Source organism: Acidisphaera sp. S103, from assembly GCF_009765975.1.
Taxonomy (GTDB): domain Bacteria; phylum Pseudomonadota; class Alphaproteobacteria; order Acetobacterales; family Acetobacteraceae; genus Rhodopila.
In genome coordinates this window covers 72,376-91,110 of sequence record NZ_LMUJ01000032.1, presented here as the reverse complement: position 1 = coordinate 91,110, position 18,735 = coordinate 72,376, and the positions used below count along the sequence as shown (strand labels likewise).

At 63.8% G+C, this 18,735-nt stretch carries 6 protein-coding genes (1 of these 6 only partly in view); all 6 read right to left on the bottom strand.

The window, feature by feature from the left end; all coding sequences use genetic code 11:
* Window positions 1-36 precede the first annotated feature (36 nt).
* Window positions 37-864, bottom strand: coding sequence for an efflux RND transporter periplasmic adaptor subunit (locus GSQ89_RS06470; RefSeq protein WP_158923200.1), 828 nt, complete (start codon window positions 862-864; stop codon window positions 37-39).
* Window positions 865-2,877, bottom strand: a complete 2,013-nt coding sequence (locus GSQ89_RS06465) for a prepilin peptidase (RefSeq protein ID WP_158923198.1) — start codon at window positions 2,875-2,877, stop codon at window positions 865-867. It lies immediately after the preceding gene.
* Complete coding sequence (locus GSQ89_RS06460; protein WP_158923196.1) at window positions 2,874-5,030, bottom strand: peptidase M50; 2,157 nt, start codon at window positions 5,028-5,030, stop codon at window positions 2,874-2,876. Before GSQ89_RS06460 ends, GSQ89_RS06465 begins: the two co-directional genes overlap by 4 nt.
* A 172-nt stretch (window positions 5,031-5,202) precedes the next feature.
* Complete coding sequence (locus GSQ89_RS06455; RefSeq protein ID WP_158923194.1) at window positions 5,203-7,062, bottom strand: efflux RND transporter periplasmic adaptor subunit; 1,860 nt, start codon at window positions 7,060-7,062, stop codon at window positions 5,203-5,205.
* A 19-nt stretch (window positions 7,063-7,081) separates the two neighbouring features.
* A complete protein-coding gene (locus GSQ89_RS06450) occupies window positions 7,082-7,408 on the bottom strand; it encodes a DUF3467 domain-containing protein (protein ID WP_158923192.1) in 327 nt (108 codons plus the stop codon).
* Between the two features lie 14 nt (window positions 7,409-7,422).
* Window positions 7,423-18,735, bottom strand: partial view of a right-handed parallel beta-helix repeat-containing protein gene (locus GSQ89_RS06445; RefSeq protein ID WP_158923190.1) — the 3' end only. It continues 16,950 nt past the right edge of the window; the window shows 11,313 of its 28,263 coding nt (coding positions 16,951-28,263); its start codon lies off the right edge, out of view; it ends in the stop codon at window positions 7,423-7,425.

Sequence of the window (18,735 nt, the reverse complement as noted above, 5' to 3'; positions counted from 1 at the left end):
CCGCATAGATCGTTCGGATGGCGGCTGAAATCCGCATCATCGCAGCACCTGCTTCGTGTCCCGCCATTCGACCGAACAGCGGATGCCGGCGGGAATGCTGTGATTGGGATTGGGCAGGATCAGCCGGACGCCAAATGTTTCGCTTGCCGCGTCGATCACCGGATCGATCACCGTGGCCTTTGCCTTGTACGCGCCACCGACCGGTGCCACCGGATGCACGATCGCCGTCGATCCGACCACGATATCGCCGTAGCGCTCCATCGGCAGGACCAACTCAACATTGAGTGGATCGATCTGGGCGATCGTCATGATGGATGTCTGTTCATAGATATATTCACCGGCGGACAGCTTACGCTCGATCACGACACCATCGATCGGGCTGCGTATCTGTTTCAGGGCCAGGGTCCGCTCGCTGCGGTCAGCGGTCAGGGCCGCCACCTGCTGATCCGTCCGCGCCTGCTGGATGCGCAGTTCGCCCTCGCGGACCTTTGTCGCCAATTCGTCGAGCGCGTTGTGATTGACTTGCTGGCTGGCCTCCAGCGACTTCTTCCGTTCCAGCTCCCGGACCGCGAGTTCCTCGTCCGCTTGCTCGACCTTGATCGCGGTATCGTTCGCGGCTTTTACGCGGTCGAGTGCCAGGCTGGCTTGTTCGATGCTTGATTCAAGCCGAGCGACGACCTGGCCCTGCTTTACGTCATCGCCACGATCGACCAGCGTCTCCGACAGCATCCCGCTGACCGCGCTGCCGAGTTGAATTTGGATATGCGGCTTGATGATGCAGGTGCCGGATGCGGCGTCGGATTCGGCACGCGCCGGCACCGCCGCGATGAACAGACACAGTATCGGAATAATCGATCCGCGCATCTAGTCGGGCCTTCCAGCAAATGACAGGGAGCCTTGCAGCCGCGCCTCGAAACGCATCAGTTCACGCCTGACGATCCGGTGGCGCCGTTCGGCTCGGCGTTGCATAATCGAAAACAAAATGCAGGCGAGAAGGCGATGGCCGCGCGCCGCCGCCAGCAACAGCCGCGCGGCTGGATTGGACCGTAACGGATCCATCAACGCGTCTTCCAGCGACAGCACCTGAGTGAACGATCCCGCGTCGCCCTGCCGCGCCCCGCGTCCGGCGAGTTGCCGGTCGATCCGAGCCGCGTCGTGCCGGTCGCTCAGGATCACCGCGAGGCCGCCGCGGTCGGAGACACCGGGTGCGAGACGGATATCCGTGCCCCGTCCGGCCATGTTGGTCGCGATGGTGACACACCCTGCCTCACCCGCGCGGGCGACGATCGCCGCCTCCGCCGCATCCTGCGCGGCGTTGAGCAAGTTGTGAGCGACACCGTGGCCACGCAGAAGGCCGCTCGCCAGTTCCGAGGCGGCAACGGACCGCGTGCCGATCAGCACCGGCCGGCCCGCCGCGGAGAACCTGACCGCATGATCGGCGATGGCGCGCCATTTTGCTTCGGCGGTCGGCACGATCTGGGTTTTTTCCACCCGCCGGCGGCCGGGATGGTGCGTCGGGATGCGGATGACACCGACGCCGTAGACGGACCGCAATTCGCGCGTCACCTCCGCCAACGTGCCGCTCATCCCGCAAAGATGCTGATAGCGCGTAAAGAACCGCTGATACGTAATACGAGCCACCGAGGCGCGCTGACCGCTGGGCGCACAGCCCTCCTTAGCCTCGATCATCTGGTGCAGGCCATCGTTCCAGAAACGATCGGCCATCACGCGGCCGGTGTATTCGTCGATGATGCACACCTTGCCGTCGCGCAGCAGATAATGCACGTCGCGTTCGAACAGCAGCCGCGCCGTCAGCGCTTTCACCACCAGTTCGGACCGAACCAGCGTGCTGCCCCAATGTTCGCCCAGGCTTTCCGACAACAGCTCCACGCGACGGCGCCCGCCGGGAGTCATGTCGATACGGCGCTCACTGCGATCGATCGTGTAGTCAAGGCCCTCGGTCAGCCCCGTCACCAGATCGAGCGCCTCGACGCAGACATCGTCGCTCACCGCATCGCTGGCGGTCTCGCTGATGATCAGCGGCGTGCGGGCCTCATCGATCAACACGCTGTCCGCCTCGTCCACGATGGCGAAGTCGAGACCGCGCATCACCAGCGCATCCTCCGATCCGCGCCGCCCATCCAGGCGGGCGACGCGGGCGTGCAGCGCCGTCAGTGTGGAACGCCGGTGCATCTGGTCGCGCAGATAATCGAACACCAGTTCTTTGTTGCTGGTGTAAACAATATCGCACGCATAAGCCGCCCGCCGTTCCGCCGGCGTCTGGCCGTGGATGATCAGCCCCGTCGTCAGCCCCAGGGCTCGGTATAGCGGCGACAACTGCCCATGATCGCGTTCAGCCAGGTAATCGTTCACCGTCACCACATGCACCATCCGGCCCGCCAGCGCCGCGGTGGCGGCGGCCAGCGAGGCAGCCAGCGTCTTGCCCTCACCCGTCGCGAGTTCGGTCATGTGTCCGCGCAACATCGACCACGCGGCCATGAGCTGAACGTCGTAAGGCGTCATACCGAGGTGACGCGCGGCAAGAACACGAATCAACGCGAACGCCCGCGCTGCCGAGTCCGGCGAAATCCCATCCCGCAACCGGACACGCAAAGCCGCGGCGGCTTCCGATGCCTCGACCGAACCCGCGGCTTCCGCGGCATAACCCGCCGCCAACCGCGCCACACGCCTCGCGGCCAACCGCCACAGCATTTGCGGCGGACCAGGCAGCAGCAGCGCCGCGGCGACCCGCAGATGCTCTTCCACGACGCCGCGCGGGCGAGTGTGACGCTCCGGATACGGCACCGCCCGGGCAAGTCGCAGCGCCGGTGCCGCGGTCGCCTGAGCCGAAGGGCGCGGGATGGTGGTGGCGCTCATAGATCGAACCGCCGCAAGAACAACTGCCGAGCGGTGCGGGAAATACGCCAGGCCAGCGTCCGGTCGCCGTGCTGGAAGCGGACATAAACCCGCTCCCCGATGCGATGGTCCCGCAAGCCATCGGGCAATTTCACGTCCACCTGGAACACCTCTTCCAGCGCCCGCAGGTGCTGATCATCTGTCGGATCGACAGCGATCGAGCCACCGCCGACACTGGCCAGGGCGACACTCGGTAACTGCCGCGTCGCGGTCGGCACTTCGCGGCTTATCCGCTTGACATGGATGACCCGCATCGGCCGGCTCGCGAAACGCATATCGATGCCGCGCGTATCCTCTCGCACCAGTTCGATTTCCGATTGCGGCACGATAACGCGCACGCTGGCGGCATCGTCATTCAGCACGTAGCCGATCAATTCGCCGCGCCGCATGAACTTGCCGTCCAGGTCGCTCGGCATCGAAACGAGGAACCGGCCGTCGACCGGTGCCATGACCGCGAGAGTCTTCCGGCGCGACCGCATTTCATCCAACTGCGACTGGAAATAGCCGATCTGCTGGCGCAGCATCTGCGTCTGCACCCGATCGGTCCCTTCCGCCGCAGTGTAGCGCAATTCGACTTCTCGCAACTGCGTCGCCAGCAGCTGCACGTGCGCATCCAACACAGTGTCGGTCATCCGAGCGACCGAATTTCCCGCCGTCAGCATCGCGCCGGGTGCCGCGATCAATTCGGTCAGCGTGCCCTCGGCGCCGGCCCGCAGATCGGCACCCGCCGGCGCCCACACGACGCCCTGCGTCACCGTCCCGTACGGCAATTCCACCCCGAACAGCAGCAGCGCGGCGCACGCCACGGCACCGCCGGTCACCAGGATCGCACGCAACCGATGCTGATGCAGTGCCGGTCCTTGCGCCACCTTCCAAATGCCGCTGATCAGCGGATAGACGATGCCGGACAGCACGGTCCAGGCCGCCAGCACCGCGCCAACCCCATGCATCTGCGACGCCACGAAGACCGCGACCGAAAGCATCACCCAGATTCGATATACATAGGAAGCAACGCCATAGAACGCGAACCACTGCGCCTCGCCGCGGGCCTGCACGGGCGAAGTCTGACTCCGCACACCGAACGCGTATCGATTAACCAGATACCCGTAATACCGGGTCGCTCGGGTTGCCAGATTGGGAATCTCGATCAGGTCGGACAGGATGAAATACGCATCGAACCGCAGCAGTGGATTGCCGTTGAACAGCAGCGTCGACACACCGGCGATCAGCAGGCAGTTGAACGCCGCCGCCCGAGCCAGCCCTGGCTCGACATTCGTCCATACAATCATGGCGAGCCCGGCGCAGAACAGCTCCGTCAGCATCCCGGCGGCACCCACCAGCGCGCGCCGCCATTTATTGGTGAATGCACTAGCCGGACTGACGTCGACATACGGCACCGGCATCACCACCAACGTCATGACACCGGCCTCATGCACCGACGCACCGCCGATCTTCGCGGCGTAGCAGTGGCCGAGTTCGTGCAACAGCTTCAGCACGGGGAACGTCACCGCCAGGATCAGCAGGTTGTCGCGCGCCAGCACCCGGTCGGCGAGATCGTGCGTCAGTTCGGTCCAGTGCAGCAGGGCCTGCACCAGACCCCAGCCGACAACCGCAAGCCAGACCAGAAAGCCCCACACCGACCACAGCGGCCGCGCCAGGCCGACAGTCGCATCGAGGAACCGGTCCGGGTCACAAATCGGGATCCGCAGGTAAAGCGGGTTGGCCAGGCGCCGCCACAGCTTATTCGACGCCAGGCGGTGCGCCCGCTGCGACAGTTCGGAAAAATCCGGCAACCGTTCGGTCGCCAGCAGGTTGGCCCCATCGAGTTGGGCCAACAAATGGATCATTTCGTCCTGTGTCGGCCGTTCCTCACCAAGGCCGGCCAAGGACGTCCAGATTTCGTCCAGCGTGTGCGTGCCATCCATCAGCCCGATCGCCGCCTGCGCCGCCGGCGCATAACGATGCACGCTGTTTTCGATCAGGTCTTCCAGTACGAACCAGCGATCACCGCGGAAATGCTGGCGGGTGATCCGCACATGATCGCGCAACCGCGGCCGCACCGCCGCGACACGGAACCATTGGGCGCTGAGGAGCGGTTTGCCGGAGGTGCTCATGGGAGACGATCGCTCTCCCGTGTCACGGTCAGGTTCGGGTCGTTTGCATTTGTATCATGGCGGTCCCGGGACCTGATCCGAGAACCGGCCGGTACCCTCTCACCGTCATGGCCGGGACACGCCCGGCCATGACGGATGGGCTGGAGTCGGTTGAGAGCGTGCTCCGCGCTGTTCATGGCCACCACGACCACAGGAACAGCCGGATCGCATCGATCAGGTGATGGGTCCAGGCCCAGATCAGCAGATGCCGTCCGGCGTCGATCTTCGCCACGCCCTCCATGTTCGGCCGCAATTGCGGGGATACGTCGTCAAGCCGAGCCTCGACGTGGAACGTGTTGCTGCCGTCGCTTTGTTCCGCGATCGGAGTCACCCGCACCACATGCAGATCGAAATGCCGATCCGGCAGCGCCGACAGCACAAGTGTGCCCAAATGCCCTGGCGCCACCCGCGCGATCTCGCTGTCCGGCACGCGAATGATCACACGATAGCTGTCCAGCGGCGCGATCTCGAACAGCACCTGCGCACGCTGCACCGGCATACCGACCGACTGCGACAAATCGCCGTTGGTGATCAGCCCGTCGAACGGCGCAACGATCTTGGTGCGCGCCAGTTGCGCGTCCAGCAGGGCGATCTCGGCCGCCGCCTCGGCGATCTGGGCGCCATCGATGTTGACATCGGCGCGCGTGCCGGTTGCCAACGCCCGATCGAGTTCCGACTGGTGCTGCTGGCGGGTCGCGATCCAACGCAACCGTTGCAGGTTCAGTTCGGAATCATCCAGGGTCGCCAGCACGTCGCCCTGATGCACCACCTGCCCCGCCCGGACATGCTCGCTGCCGATGTAGCCATCCAACCCGGCGGCGATCGTCCGCCGCACTTCGCCCTCCACCATCGCCTGGGCGTTGACATGATATTCCGTGTGAAACAAAGAAAAGAACACGACCACGCCGACAACGATACCGGTCACCAACTTCAACACGTAATGTTCCGGACCGAGCAACTGCCGAGCCGTGCGCGTGAAGATGTGGAAGGCGATCGTCGTCAGCCAGCGCTCGCCAAGACGCAGTTGCCCAAGCACCGGGCCAACCAGCGCGGCGATCGCCTCGGTCAGATCGATCGCGTCCTGATCGATCGGCGTGTCGCGCTCCACGGTGATGGCACCGGCGATGCGCCCCTGCGTGGTCAGCGGAACGGTCAGGACGTACGGACCGGCACCTTGCGCGACCAGCCTGGCATGCGCCGCTCGGCTTGGCAGTGCCTCACCGTCAGGCAGCGGAAACAGCAGCGAGGCGCCCTGGTCCACCGCTTCATCCATCGCCGCGGCCAGGTTGACCGTGACATCCGCCCGTTTGCCCGAACCAACCGCGTGCGACAGGCCGGCGATACGGATGGACCGCCGCGTCACCCACCCGATCGCGACGCGTGAGGCCCGCAAACGCAACGCCATCTCGGTCGCGGTCGCACGCGCCGCGGCATCGAAGCGGTCGGCCGCCAGCGCGGTCGCCGCCACCTCCAACGCCGCATAACCCTGTCGCAACCTGGCGGCATCATCGACCGACTGAACCCGAAGCTGGCGCAGCTCGATCCATGATGCACCCCACTGCAACTGCCGCATGGCATCACGCAAAGCCGCATCGCCGGCGCCTTCCAATTCCACCGCCACGACGCCCTGGTCTTCACCGCCGAACAGCAGCGGGAACGCCAGGTGCGATACACGGGTCGCGGTGTGCCCGGGTGTGCGGCCACCCGGACGGCTGACCACGCCACGCCGTTCGGTCAGCGCCAGTTCCGCGACATGCGACAGTTGCGCTGATCCCGGGTCGCCTTCCGGCCATCGGGCGATCGGCGCCAGCGCACCATCCTGACGCAGCACCAGCACCGCGCGCGCGGCCCCCGGCAGCATCCGGCACAACAGCGCCAGCCAGGCCCGGGTGAACGGCGCGGGCGCCGATTCGGCGGCCAGGACGCTCCACAGCGCCTGATCGAGCGGCGTGACGGTCCCAGCCTCGGGTTCTGTCTGGTTTTCGCGCTCCATCGCGGACGGTTCCGGCGTGCTACAGCGTTATCGGCCCGATGCGAGACTCATAGTCCCGCATCCGAGCCGTCAGCAGGGTCAGCAGTCGCTTCGCGGCGTAGGGGGTCAGCACGATGCGGTTGCTCAACTGCACCGTCAGTTCCTTGGCCTGGGACGCGTTCCAGGTCTGGTTCATGCCGAACAGCAAAGTCAGTTCCTCACGCGTCACCAGAACGTTCACCACATTGGCGAACGTGGTGACCATTTTGCTGTCGTCCCAATTGACCTTCGTGTTCACCACCTGCTCGGCGATCGCCACGTCAACGGGGGAAGGCTCGTGCGGGGCGTTGTCGGAAACATCGGCCATTTCGTTCTCCTGAGTCATATCGGGTGGCTATCCCAGCGGATGCGCGATGACAGGGCGCCAAGGTTGTCATCGGGGTCGGTATCGACCAGCAGCCATGACTGTTCTTTCGTGGGCTCCATGGCTTGCGGCCCCCCTGAATTCACCAATTGGCCGGTCACCGGATCGACGAACGTAACGATCGCCGGGGTCCGTTCGGTCAACCGCCGCAGCGCCGCCGCGAAGTCCTGCGGCAGATGCGAGATCTCCGGCGCCGCCGGCAACATCAGCACCGACGTCTCATCACCCGGCTGAGTGAAGCTCGGCAGCATGATCGGGTCCGGCATCGCCATCAGCGCCGCCGTGTCGTTCACCCAAAGGACCTGCTGCGACGCAGCCGTGATCGTCACCGGCACGGTGATATCGGCGGCCGGCGTCGACGGCACATCCGATACATCTGGCATCGCGGCGTCGGGTGCCACGTCGGTCACGGCCGGCACCGCTGGCCGTTCGGTGCCTGGTACGAAGGCCACGATGGCCGGCGGAACCTGTTCGGTGAGCACCACGTCCGGCTGGTTGACAACGACCGGCATCAATGTCGGCGGCGAGGCAACCGTGTCGGTCGATGGCACCGTGACCGTGATCACCGGTTCGACGGCTGCACCGGCTTGCACAACCGAAACAGTCGGCGTCTCGCCATCCGTCGAACCCGCGGTGGCAGCAGATGCGTCCGCGTCGGTTGTCGCCGCTGGTACATCCGTGGCCGCCGCCGACGGCGTGACGGGCGGTGTCGCATCGTCCGGCACCGTGACCGGTGCGACCACCGCCGCAGCGGGCACCACGGCATCACCGGTCGGCGTCGGAATCACCACCGCCGGCGTGTAGGTGCTGCCTGTCGGCTGCGTCCCATCCGATGTCGCACCGGCCGACGAAGACGACGGCGCCGAATCACCGGTCGGATCGGTCGACGCCGGCACCACGACGAAATCGCTGTCGGTCGTCGGCTGCGAGGCCGCCGACCCAGTAGACGTCTCCGGCGCGGCAACCGGCACCATTTCCGTCATGGCACCACCACTCGCTTCGTCGCCGCCGGCCGAACCCCCTGGCAGCGGCGGAGCTGGAGGGGCCGCGGCGCCCTTCTTCCCTGGCGGCGGCGGGGGAGCAACGCCAGCGGTCACGCTGATCGTCACCGTGGTCGCGGCACCCGCCACATACGTCCCATGCGGCAGGTACGTGAAGGAATCTGTCCCGGTGAACGTCGCCGACGGGGTGTAGACAAACGAACCATTGCTGTTCAGCACCAGATTACCATGCGAGGTCGATGTCACCAGCGTCGCCGTCAGCACGTCGCCGGCGGTGTCGATGTCGTTCACCAGCACGCCCTGTGCCGCCGGAACGTTCAACGCTACGCCCTCACGCGTCGTATAGCTGGCCGGCACGCCGACCGGCGCCGGATCGACAACAGCCACGGAAACCGTCGCCGGCGCACTGGTCTTGGCGTTGGCCAGATTACCCGGCGGATTGCCCGTATCGGTCACCGTGAAGCTGAAACTGTCCGCCCCCAGATATCCGGCCGCCGGCGTATAGGTGAAGGCGTCGGAACTGCCGGCAACCCGCACCAAGGTCCCATGCGCGGGCTGGGTCGCAATCGTGTAGGTCAACTGGCTCGCCGGAGTCTCCGCGTCGGTGCCGCCCAGCACAATGACTTGCGGCGCATCGTGAATAACACTGACGCTTTGGGCGATCGCCACCGGCGCCTGGTCGACCGGGGTAACCGTCACCGACACCGCGGCCTGGCTGCTCTCACCGTCCGGATCGGTGGCCTGGAAGGTGAAGCTGTCCGAACCGTAGAAGTTGGCGACCGGCGTGTAGGTCAGAGTGTTGCCGTTGGTAATCGCGGACACCATGCCGTCGGCTGGCGCTGTGACGACGCTGTAGGTTAGCGTGTTCCCTTGCGTGTCGGTCGCCGCCAGCACGACCTGCACCGATGCGTCCTCCGCCACCGAAATGGTCTGCGGTGTTGCGACCGGCGCGATGTCGCTCGACCGGTTGATGGTGAAGACGGTCACATAGTTCGTGCCAGCCGTCGTGCCGTTGCCAGCCAGCGCGTTGCCGGACTGATCGAAGATCGCTCGGGTCCCCGACAGCGTCAGTTGGTATTCGCCCGCCGCCAGCACGCCGTTCGGCAGTTCCAGCGTCACCGTCGTGGAACCCAGCACATAGACCGGCACGACCGGGATCACCGTCGCACCCGTGGTGTTGAACTGGCCGTTGCTGTCCGCCTTGATCAGGCTGTAGTTCGCCGGGCTGTTGGCGCTGACCAGATCGAGTGGCTCGCTGACAGTCACCGTAATGCCGGTGAAGGCGAGACCGGTCGTGCCGTTATTGGCCGGGATCGGCGTAATGGAAACCACCTTCGGCGGCGTCTTGTCGGCGCTGCTGCCCTGGAACTCGAACGCACCGATGTCGAAATAGGTGTCTCCCGCCTGGGGCGCCCAGCTCTGCGAAGCCACGTTGTTCAAGGAGGCGCTGCCGTTGGCGCTGGAGAGCACATAGACCGGCGTGGACCCGAGCTGCGTGTTGCCCGCCGAGACCCCGACGACCGGACTGAGGTTGGCGTTCCCGGCCCCGTAGTTGAAGCTGAAGCTGCCGTTGCTGTTGCTGTTGCTGTTGCTGTTGATCGTGACTGAGAAATTGACCGGGCCGCCACCATTTTCGGCAACGCCCACCCATTCGAACGTGACCGAACTGGCCGTCTTCGAATAGAAGACTCCGCCGCCGGTGACCTCGGTGTAAATCTGTGCCCAGAGTGGCGCGATCCGAGCGGCGGCGGCCAGCCCGGCCACGCTTGGCGTATCGTATCCGCTGGTGTCAGGACCAGCGAATTGCAGGTAGCCCTGCGAGGAAACCAGGACGCTGGTGTAGGTCGTGCCGTAGAAGCTGAATGAGAACGGCAACGCAAACGTCGTGACCCCGCCGTCGCTTTGGAACAGCAACGTCATGCCGCTGGTGGCCGGCGGGCTGGTCGCGGCGCCATTGGTTTGCACATACAGCGGATAGCCGACGCCGGTATTGGCCGTCGCAGGATCGTCGTGCCGCGGCTGGTCCAGCAGATCGGTGAACGGCGCCACATAGGCATTCGCGGAGTCGATAGCGGGCGATCCGGCCGCCAGCTCGAAATCGTCGTCCGCCCCGGCCCCGACCGGCGTGCCCGGGCCGCCCAGGACCTGATCTGCCCCGGCGATATTCACGAAATCCGGGTTGCCGGTCTTGCTGCCGGTGACATCCTGGCCGCTGGCCGTCTGCCAGGCGGCGAGTGTTGCCTCGGCCACCCCTTGCCACAGGCCGAGCGTGGCCGGTGTGGCGTCCGCCCCCTGGTAGAACAGATTGTAGGCGCTGACGAAGCCCGTGGTGGCGCCGGCCGCAACGCTGATGATGTCGCCCTCGTCCACCCAGAGGATGTTGTTCTCGACCGTCACGCTGGACACACCGGACAAGGTCAACGCCTGGCCGATGGACTGATAAATAGTGTTGTTCAGTATCGAGATGGTCGACCCGCCGGTAAGTGCGATGCCGGTGGTGACGTTGTCATAGACAAGGTTGTTTTCGATCGTCGACGAATTGATGCTGCCGGCGATACCGATCGCGTCGCCATAGGTGATGTTGCCGGTGATGGTGTAGCCAGAGCTGCCGCCAAGCAAAATGCCATCCAGGCTGTTGCCGTAGACCACGTTGTCCGTCACCAGCGCGCCGCTGGGCACGTACAAGCCGGTGCTGCTGCCATAGACGGTGTTGCCGGACACCGTTCCACCGCCGCCAAAGTAGATCGCGTCGTAGCTGGTATTGACCTGATCATAGACCGTGTTGTCGGTCACAATCGCGCCGCTGCTGGAAATCCCCGCCCACGCATTGGAATAAACCGTGTTTCCGGAAATGAACGGCCGGCCGCCATTGGCGCTGGCATCGATGCCGTCCCGAGCACTGCCATGCACCTGCACGTCTTCGACGGTGGTGGCATAGTTCGCGGTGATACCGGCGTCACTGTTGTCGTAGACCGCGCCGCCGGTGATGGCGATGGTGCCGGTGTAGGCGACGGCATCGATACCGTCATTGGTGTTGTTGTAGACTTGATCGTTCGACAGAGTGGCGGTCAGCACACCGTCCTGCAGGGTGATACCTGGGCCGATATTGTCGTAGATCGCACTGTTGTCGATCGACAGGGCGGAGATCGACCCGCTACTGGGCGTGAAGATGCCGTCCCCGGCGTTGCCGAAGGCACTGTCGTTCAGCAGGGTGATGCCGGTCGATGTGCCGCTAATCGCAATGCCGTAGTCGGCGCCCGTCAATGCAAGATTCTCGATCGTGACGTTGCTGGCGCCGGTATCGTCGATCGCACCCGCACCAGGCGACGTGTTGTTGCGATCGATCACCACGGTACCGCCGTTGGTCGGACCGACGATCATCGCCGGATCGGCGGCCGTTCCACCATCACCAACCGGCAGCACGGCATCGCTGGTTGCCACATAGTTGCCGGTATCGACGAAGATCGTATCGCTCGAAACGATCGGATAGGCGCGCAGCAGCGCCGCCAGACTGGCCATCGGCTGGTCGGGCGACTTGCCGGAATTGGCATCGTTGCCGATCTCGGTGGTGTATTGGTTGCCGGTCAGCGATGAGTCGTCGATGTAGAAGAGAGTGCCGCCATTCGCCAGCAGGAACGGCTGCGAGGTGCCGGTGACCTTGCCCGAAACCGCCTGGATCAGCGCGGTGCTGCCGGTCGTGGTGCGGTCCACCGTCCAGACATATTGCGCCTGACCGAAGCGATTGACCGGCACGTTGGTCGCGAGCGGCGACCATGACGCGCCGTCATTGGTAGAAACCTCCAAGTTCACCGTCGGCGCCACCGCGCCACCGGAAACCGTCTGATCCACTTCGATGGCATTGACCATCGCCCCGTAGTAGCCGGACACGCTGACCAGGCTCAGATCGAGGCCCTTGCCGCCGGTCGCTGTGACCGTGACATCGAGTTCGACCGCTTTGTTTTCCGCACCCGCCGCTTTGAAGATGTCGTAATCGGCCACCATCGTCGCGCCGTTGACGATGACATTGAACACCCGCTGCCCAACAGCGTTCGAGTTCGGATCAGCGAAGTAAAGCCTCAGCGTATAAGTGCCGTTGGCGACGGGAAGATCGTAACTAAGCGCGGAACCCGCGCTGGCGCTGACATCATCGCCAGTGGTGAACAGCGCGGCCGGCACGGTGCCCAAGGTCGTGATGGATGCTGTGTTGGTGAACGTGGACACGCTGCTGGCCAGATCAGTGTCGGCCTGCCAATTACCTTGCGTGGCGGTGGCGATCGTCGGTCCGCCGGCGTTGATCAGCAGGACCGCCTGGCTTTGCAGAAGGCCGCTGCTGTCGATATCGATCGGCACCTGCTGACCGACCTCATATTTTCCCAGATCCGCCGGATTGAGCACCTGCAGCGTCTGCGCCACGCTGGTTTGCGCCTGCGCCGTGTCGCCATCGTAGCCCAGGTTGACGCGACCGCCATTCGGGCCGGGTTCCAGGTTGTACAGCGTCGCCGGATTGCCCGCATCGATCGTCGGCGACCCCGGTTCCACATGGAAATCGTCATCCGAACCGTCATTACGGCCGATCGCCTGAACCAGCACCCCGTCGGCCAGAATCGTGTTGCCCACCCCGCCGCTCATCGTCACGCTGATCGATCCGGTGGTGGCCGTGAACACACCGATAATCGTGAACCCGACACCGCCATTGGTCACGCCCGTCGATGCGTTGTCGTACTGGTTGATCTGATCCAGCACAAGCCCTTGGCCGTTGGCATCGTGAACCACATAAGTCGCCGTGCCGGCAACGAAATTGCCCGGCCAGTTCACCGCCACCTGATACACCAGGCCCGGCGTCAGGCCGCTGAACGTCCAGGTCGCCGTGCCATTCGATCCCGCCAGGGATTCCAGCGCCGTGCTGCCGGCGCCGCCATCGGCGGGATTCGTGTCCGACCCATTGAAGTACGGTGTCCATACACCCGTCGTCGAGAATCCGCTTGCCGAGGACGCCGTCACCACCTGCTGCGCACCCGTTTGCGGAACGTAGCCAAGCAATCCGTCCGCACCCGCCGGATCGACGAATGCCGGGTTACCCACCTGGCTGAGCTGATCCTGCCCCGTCGCGTAATACCAACCGGGCAGCGTGCTGTAATTCACACCCTCCCAACTGCCGATCACACCGCTACCGGTCAGATCGAACATATTATAGTTACTAACGAGACCAGTTTCGGCGCTCGGCGCGATCGTCAGCGCCGGGCCGGCCGCGACCTCCAGGATATTGTTCTCGACCGTGTTGTCGATGCTCTGGGCATTGTAATTGCCATCCGAACCGGCGAGTGAGATAGCCGTGCCCGTCGGCTGGTCGATCGTGTTGTTGATAATCTCCTGATTGGACCCGCCGGTCAGCAGGATCCCCGCGGTGGCGTTCTCGTAGATCAGGTTCCCGGTGATGGGCAGCGTCGGCCCAGAGTAGTATTCAGCACCCGAAATGCCCAGCGCATTGCCATAGATCGTGTTGCCGGTGATCGCCCCGGGCAGGCTCAGCGTGTAATAGATGCCGCTGCTGGTGTTGTCGTAGACCAGATTGTCCTGCGCGACAGCCCCGCCCGAGAGGAACATACCGTTGGCGGCACCATAGACCGTGTTGCCACTGGCGGTCGCGCCGGATCCGATGTCCATCCCATCGTCACCGAGTTCATCATAGACAAGGTTATCCGTTGCAACGACGCTCTCACCCGCATTGATCCCATCCGAGCGGTTACCGAATACGGTGTTGCCGATGACGGTGCTGTAGCTGGCGGTGATGCCATCGGCACCGTTGCCGTTACTGTTGCCGTAGGTGACCACGTCCTCGATCAACGCGTAGCTGGCCGAGATGCCATTGCCATTGCTGTTGTAGACGCTGCCGCCCTGCACGGTCTGCTGGCCGCTGCCGTTCAGATAGATCCCGTCACCAAAGCTGTTGTAGATCTGGTCGTTGGCCAGCAGGATGCCGGAGTTGTTGTAACCGAAATAAACCCCATAACCGTATTCCAGCGAACCGTCGTTATCGATGGTGCTGTTCTTCACCACCAGGTTCGTGACGCCCGCGCCATACGGAACATCGACGCCGTCGTTCAGATTGTTGGCGATCGTGTCGTTCAGCAGGGTCACGCCGGATGCGTTGGTCAGATTGACACCGTCATACGCACCCTCCAGCGTCAGGTTTTCGATCTCGACATTGCTGATGCCGGCCAGTTGGAACACGTCCTCGCCGCTCGTTACGTTGCCGCGGTTCAGGATCGCATGGCTGCCGATGGTGGGACCGATGATCTGGACCGGATCCAGCGCGGTGCCCGATTCGGCCGCCGGCAGATCGATGTTTGTCGGCACCGTATAATTACCGGTATCGACATAAATCGTGTCGCCCGGCCCGATCGGGTAGGCGCGCAACAGCGCCGCGACGCTCGCCAGCGGCTGGTCGGGCGATTTGCCGGAATTTGCATCGTTGCCGACCGCCGTGGTGTACTGATCGCCCGCCGTCGAGCTGTTGTTGACATAGAAATCCTGGCCACCGTTGGCCAGCAGGAACGGATTGGACGTGCCGGTGACGGTGCCGGAAATCACCCGGATCAGCGCGGTATTGCCGTCGCTGGTCTGGTTCACGGTCCACAGATACTGGCCCTGCCCAAAGGAATTGACCGGCACGTTGGACGCGATCGTTTGCCACGTGCCGGCATTGGTGAACAACTGCACAGTCGCCGTCGGTGATGCCGTACCACTGGGATCGGCCTGTTCCAGCGCGATCGCGTTGATCATCGCCCCATAGCCACTGGTCACATCGACCAGATCCAGCGTCAGGCCCTGGCCGCCGGTGACCGTCACGGTAAAGGTCGCCGACACCGCGTGATAGCCTTCCCCGTATTGAGCCGTCGCGGCGGCAGCGATGTCGTAATTGGCCTGCAGCGTCACGCCGTTGGCGACGATGTTGAACACGCGGCTGCCCGCGGTACTGGTCGACGGATCGGCGAAATACAGCGTCATCGAGTAGGTGCCGTTCGCCACCGGCAAGTCGAAATTCAGTGCCTGACCAACGCCACTGCCATAAGCCTCCTGGACACCGGTGGAGAACAGCGCGGTCGGCACCCCGGCCAGCGTGCCGATATTCGTTGCCGACTGCGTATCGGTCTCGGTCTGTCCGTCGGTGCGGAACGCGTCGCCGGACCAGTTGCCCTGCGATCCGGTGCTGATCGAGGCGCCGCCCGTATGCAGCAGCAGCACCGGCTGTTCGCTGGTCAATCCCGTGGTCTGGAAATTGATCGGCAGCGTCTCGCCGATTTCGTATTTCGACAAATTGCCGGGCGACAGCACCTGGATGGACGTTGCAGACGGGCTGACCTGCGCCTGCGCTGTGTCGCCGTCATAACCCTGGTTCACCCGGCCGCCATTCGGCGACGGCTCCTGCACGAACGGCGTCGTCGGATCGCCCGCATCGATCGCCGGCGATCCCGGTTGCAGGTGGAAATTGTCGCCCGCACCGCCATTGACGCCAACCGGCACCAGCAACGCCGTGTCCGCGACCAGTTCGCTGCCGGGTTCGGCCTGCATGGTCAGAACCGCCTCGGTCCCGGTGGCGATGAACTGTCCGACTTCGTTTTCGTTATACTCCGGTTCGAACGGATACGTATTGGTGTAGTACAGCGTGCTGACCGACACGTTCGTGCCAACGACACTGGTTGCCACAACCGAAACGGCTTGGCTGATCGTGCCGCCATTGACGAAGTCGGTCAGATAGTCGCTGTTTTGATTGACGTTGCTGCCAACCAGGACGTTGCCGTTGCCGTCGGTGACCACGTACTGCGCGGTGCCAAAGGTGCCGGAAGCCTCGTTCAGCGTATTGATCTGATACGTCTGCCCGGGGATCAGGCCGGTGAACGTCCAGGTCGCCGTCCCACCCGACCCAGCCGCGGTCGTGTAATACAACAGCGGGGTTCCGCTGAGCGGCGCACTGAAGTCGTAGGTATGGTTGTTCTGGAATCCATCCGTCTCGAAGCCGTATGTGACCTGCGTCACAGTGGTCGTCGTGCCGGTAGGTCCGTCCGGCGTCACCACCGTTCCCGGCGTGGGACTCGTCAAGGAACTGTCCGCGGTATCATACACCGCGGTCCATGTTCCATTCAGTTGCAACGACCCCGCCGCGACGGCGCCAAGCGTCGTCAACTGCCCGATCGGCACGCCGAACGGCGTGTCGAACGTCCCCAGATTGGTGGCATAATCCGGCGAGTAGAATTCCGGCTGGCCACCCGGCGTTCCGAACCCGAAGATTCCGCTGGCCCCATTGGGTGCAACGAAATCCGGGTTGCCGACCTGGCTATGCTGGTCGAGACCGAGTTCGTAATACCATGACGCCAGGCTGGTATAGCTGACGCCTTCCCAGACACCGATCGTCCCGACGGTGCTGCCGGCCACGGTGCTGCTGCTGCCGACGTCGAACAAGTTGTAGTCGCTGGCAAAGCCACCTTCAGCCGTAGGCGTGACGACGAGCGCCGGGCCGGAGGCCATGACGATGATGTTGTTCTCGATCGTCGTGGCGGTTGAGTTGCCGCCGACCAGAATGCCGATACCAGTCAGCTCGTCGATCGTGTTGTTGACGATGTCCGCGTTGTTGCCGCCTGACCCGTTCAGCTCGATACCCGCGGTGGTGTTCTCGTAGATCAGGTTACCGGTGATCGGGATCGCCCCACCCGAGTAGTACTCGGCGCCATAAATGCCGATCGCGGCGCTGTAGATAGTGTTGCCGGTGATCGCCGCCGGAGCGCTCAGACTGTACTGGATGCCGTAAGATGTAACGTCGTAAACAAGATTGTCGATCGCCTCGGACCCGCCATCCACATAGATGCCGAAGGTCGCGCCGAACACGGTGTTGCCGGTACCGGTCGACGACGTATCCAGTTCGATCGCGGTCCGGCTTTTGTTCAACTGGCTGTAGACGAGGTTATCTGTGACGATCGCCGTATGGGCCTCGATTTGCGCGGCCCCGTTACCGAACACGGTATTGTCGATAACCCTGCCAGGAACAGTCGTGGAGTAACCGGCATTGTCGTTACTGTAAATACCGTCGTTGTTGTTGCTGTAGACCTCCACATTCTCGATCAGGCTGCCGGTGTTGTCGTCGATGCCGATTCCGTTGCCGCCATACAGGCCCGTCTGCTGGTAATAGGCACCGCCGTCGATCGTCGATGTGCCCACACCGTCGTAGCCGCCCTGCAGATAAAGCCCGGCGTTGTTGTTGCCGAAAACCTTGTCGTTGAGGAACTGAATGGCTCCATTGCCCTGGTCCACCAGGATCCCATCCTGGTTGCCGCCATAGTAATTGCCATTCCCATCCAGGCCATTGTCGGAGACGGTATCGGCCTCAATAATCAGCCCGGTCACCGCGGTCGCGGTGCCGCCGCTGTTCACATCGACCAGGATCCCGACATCGCTGTTGCCGGTCACCGTGTCGTTCAGCAGTTGCACACCCTTGGACGCGCCACCGATCTCGATGCCGTTGAAAGCACCCGTGATCGTGACATCCTCGATGGTAATAAAACTGCCGCCCTGGATGTCGAACACGTCCTGGCCGGAATTGAGGTTCTCGCGATCGAACACCGCCGAGGGCCCGCTGGTTGGCCCGGTGATGGTAAAGGCGCCCGCGCTGGTGCCGGACGTGGTGCCGGTCAGGCCGATGCTGGTGGTGACGTCATAGGTGCCCGCCGCGGCGAAGATGGTATCGCCTGCCCCCAGCGTGTAGGCCGCTTCCAGTCCCTGGATAGAGGCTTTCGGTGTGCTTGGCGTCAGTCCGTTGTTCGCATCGTTGCCGGTCGGGCTGATGTAGTAGTCGGTGATCTTGCCGGACACGGTAAATGTCTGCGACAGACCCGTAACCGACGGTGCGCTGACGGATGCGACCTGGATCACATAGGTGCTGCCCGCGGCCTGATTGGCCGGCACCGCCCAGGTGTAACTGCCGCTGTCGGCAATGCCCGTGGCGATCGGCGTGAACGTCGTGCCATCCGTCGAATAGGACACGGTCACGTTGCCGGTAAATCCGAATGCCCGCCACGTAATCGCCGTCGATGTGCCTTCCTGCACTGTCGCGCCAGCTTGCGGGGCCAGCACCAGGATATATTGGCTCGGGCTCTCCGACGCCTGCGCCGTGTCACCGAAATTACCGAGGTTGATATAGCCGCCATTCGGCTCAGGCTCATTCGCGTAGCTGCTGGACGCGTTGCCCCGGTCAATCGCCGGTGACTGCGCCGCGCT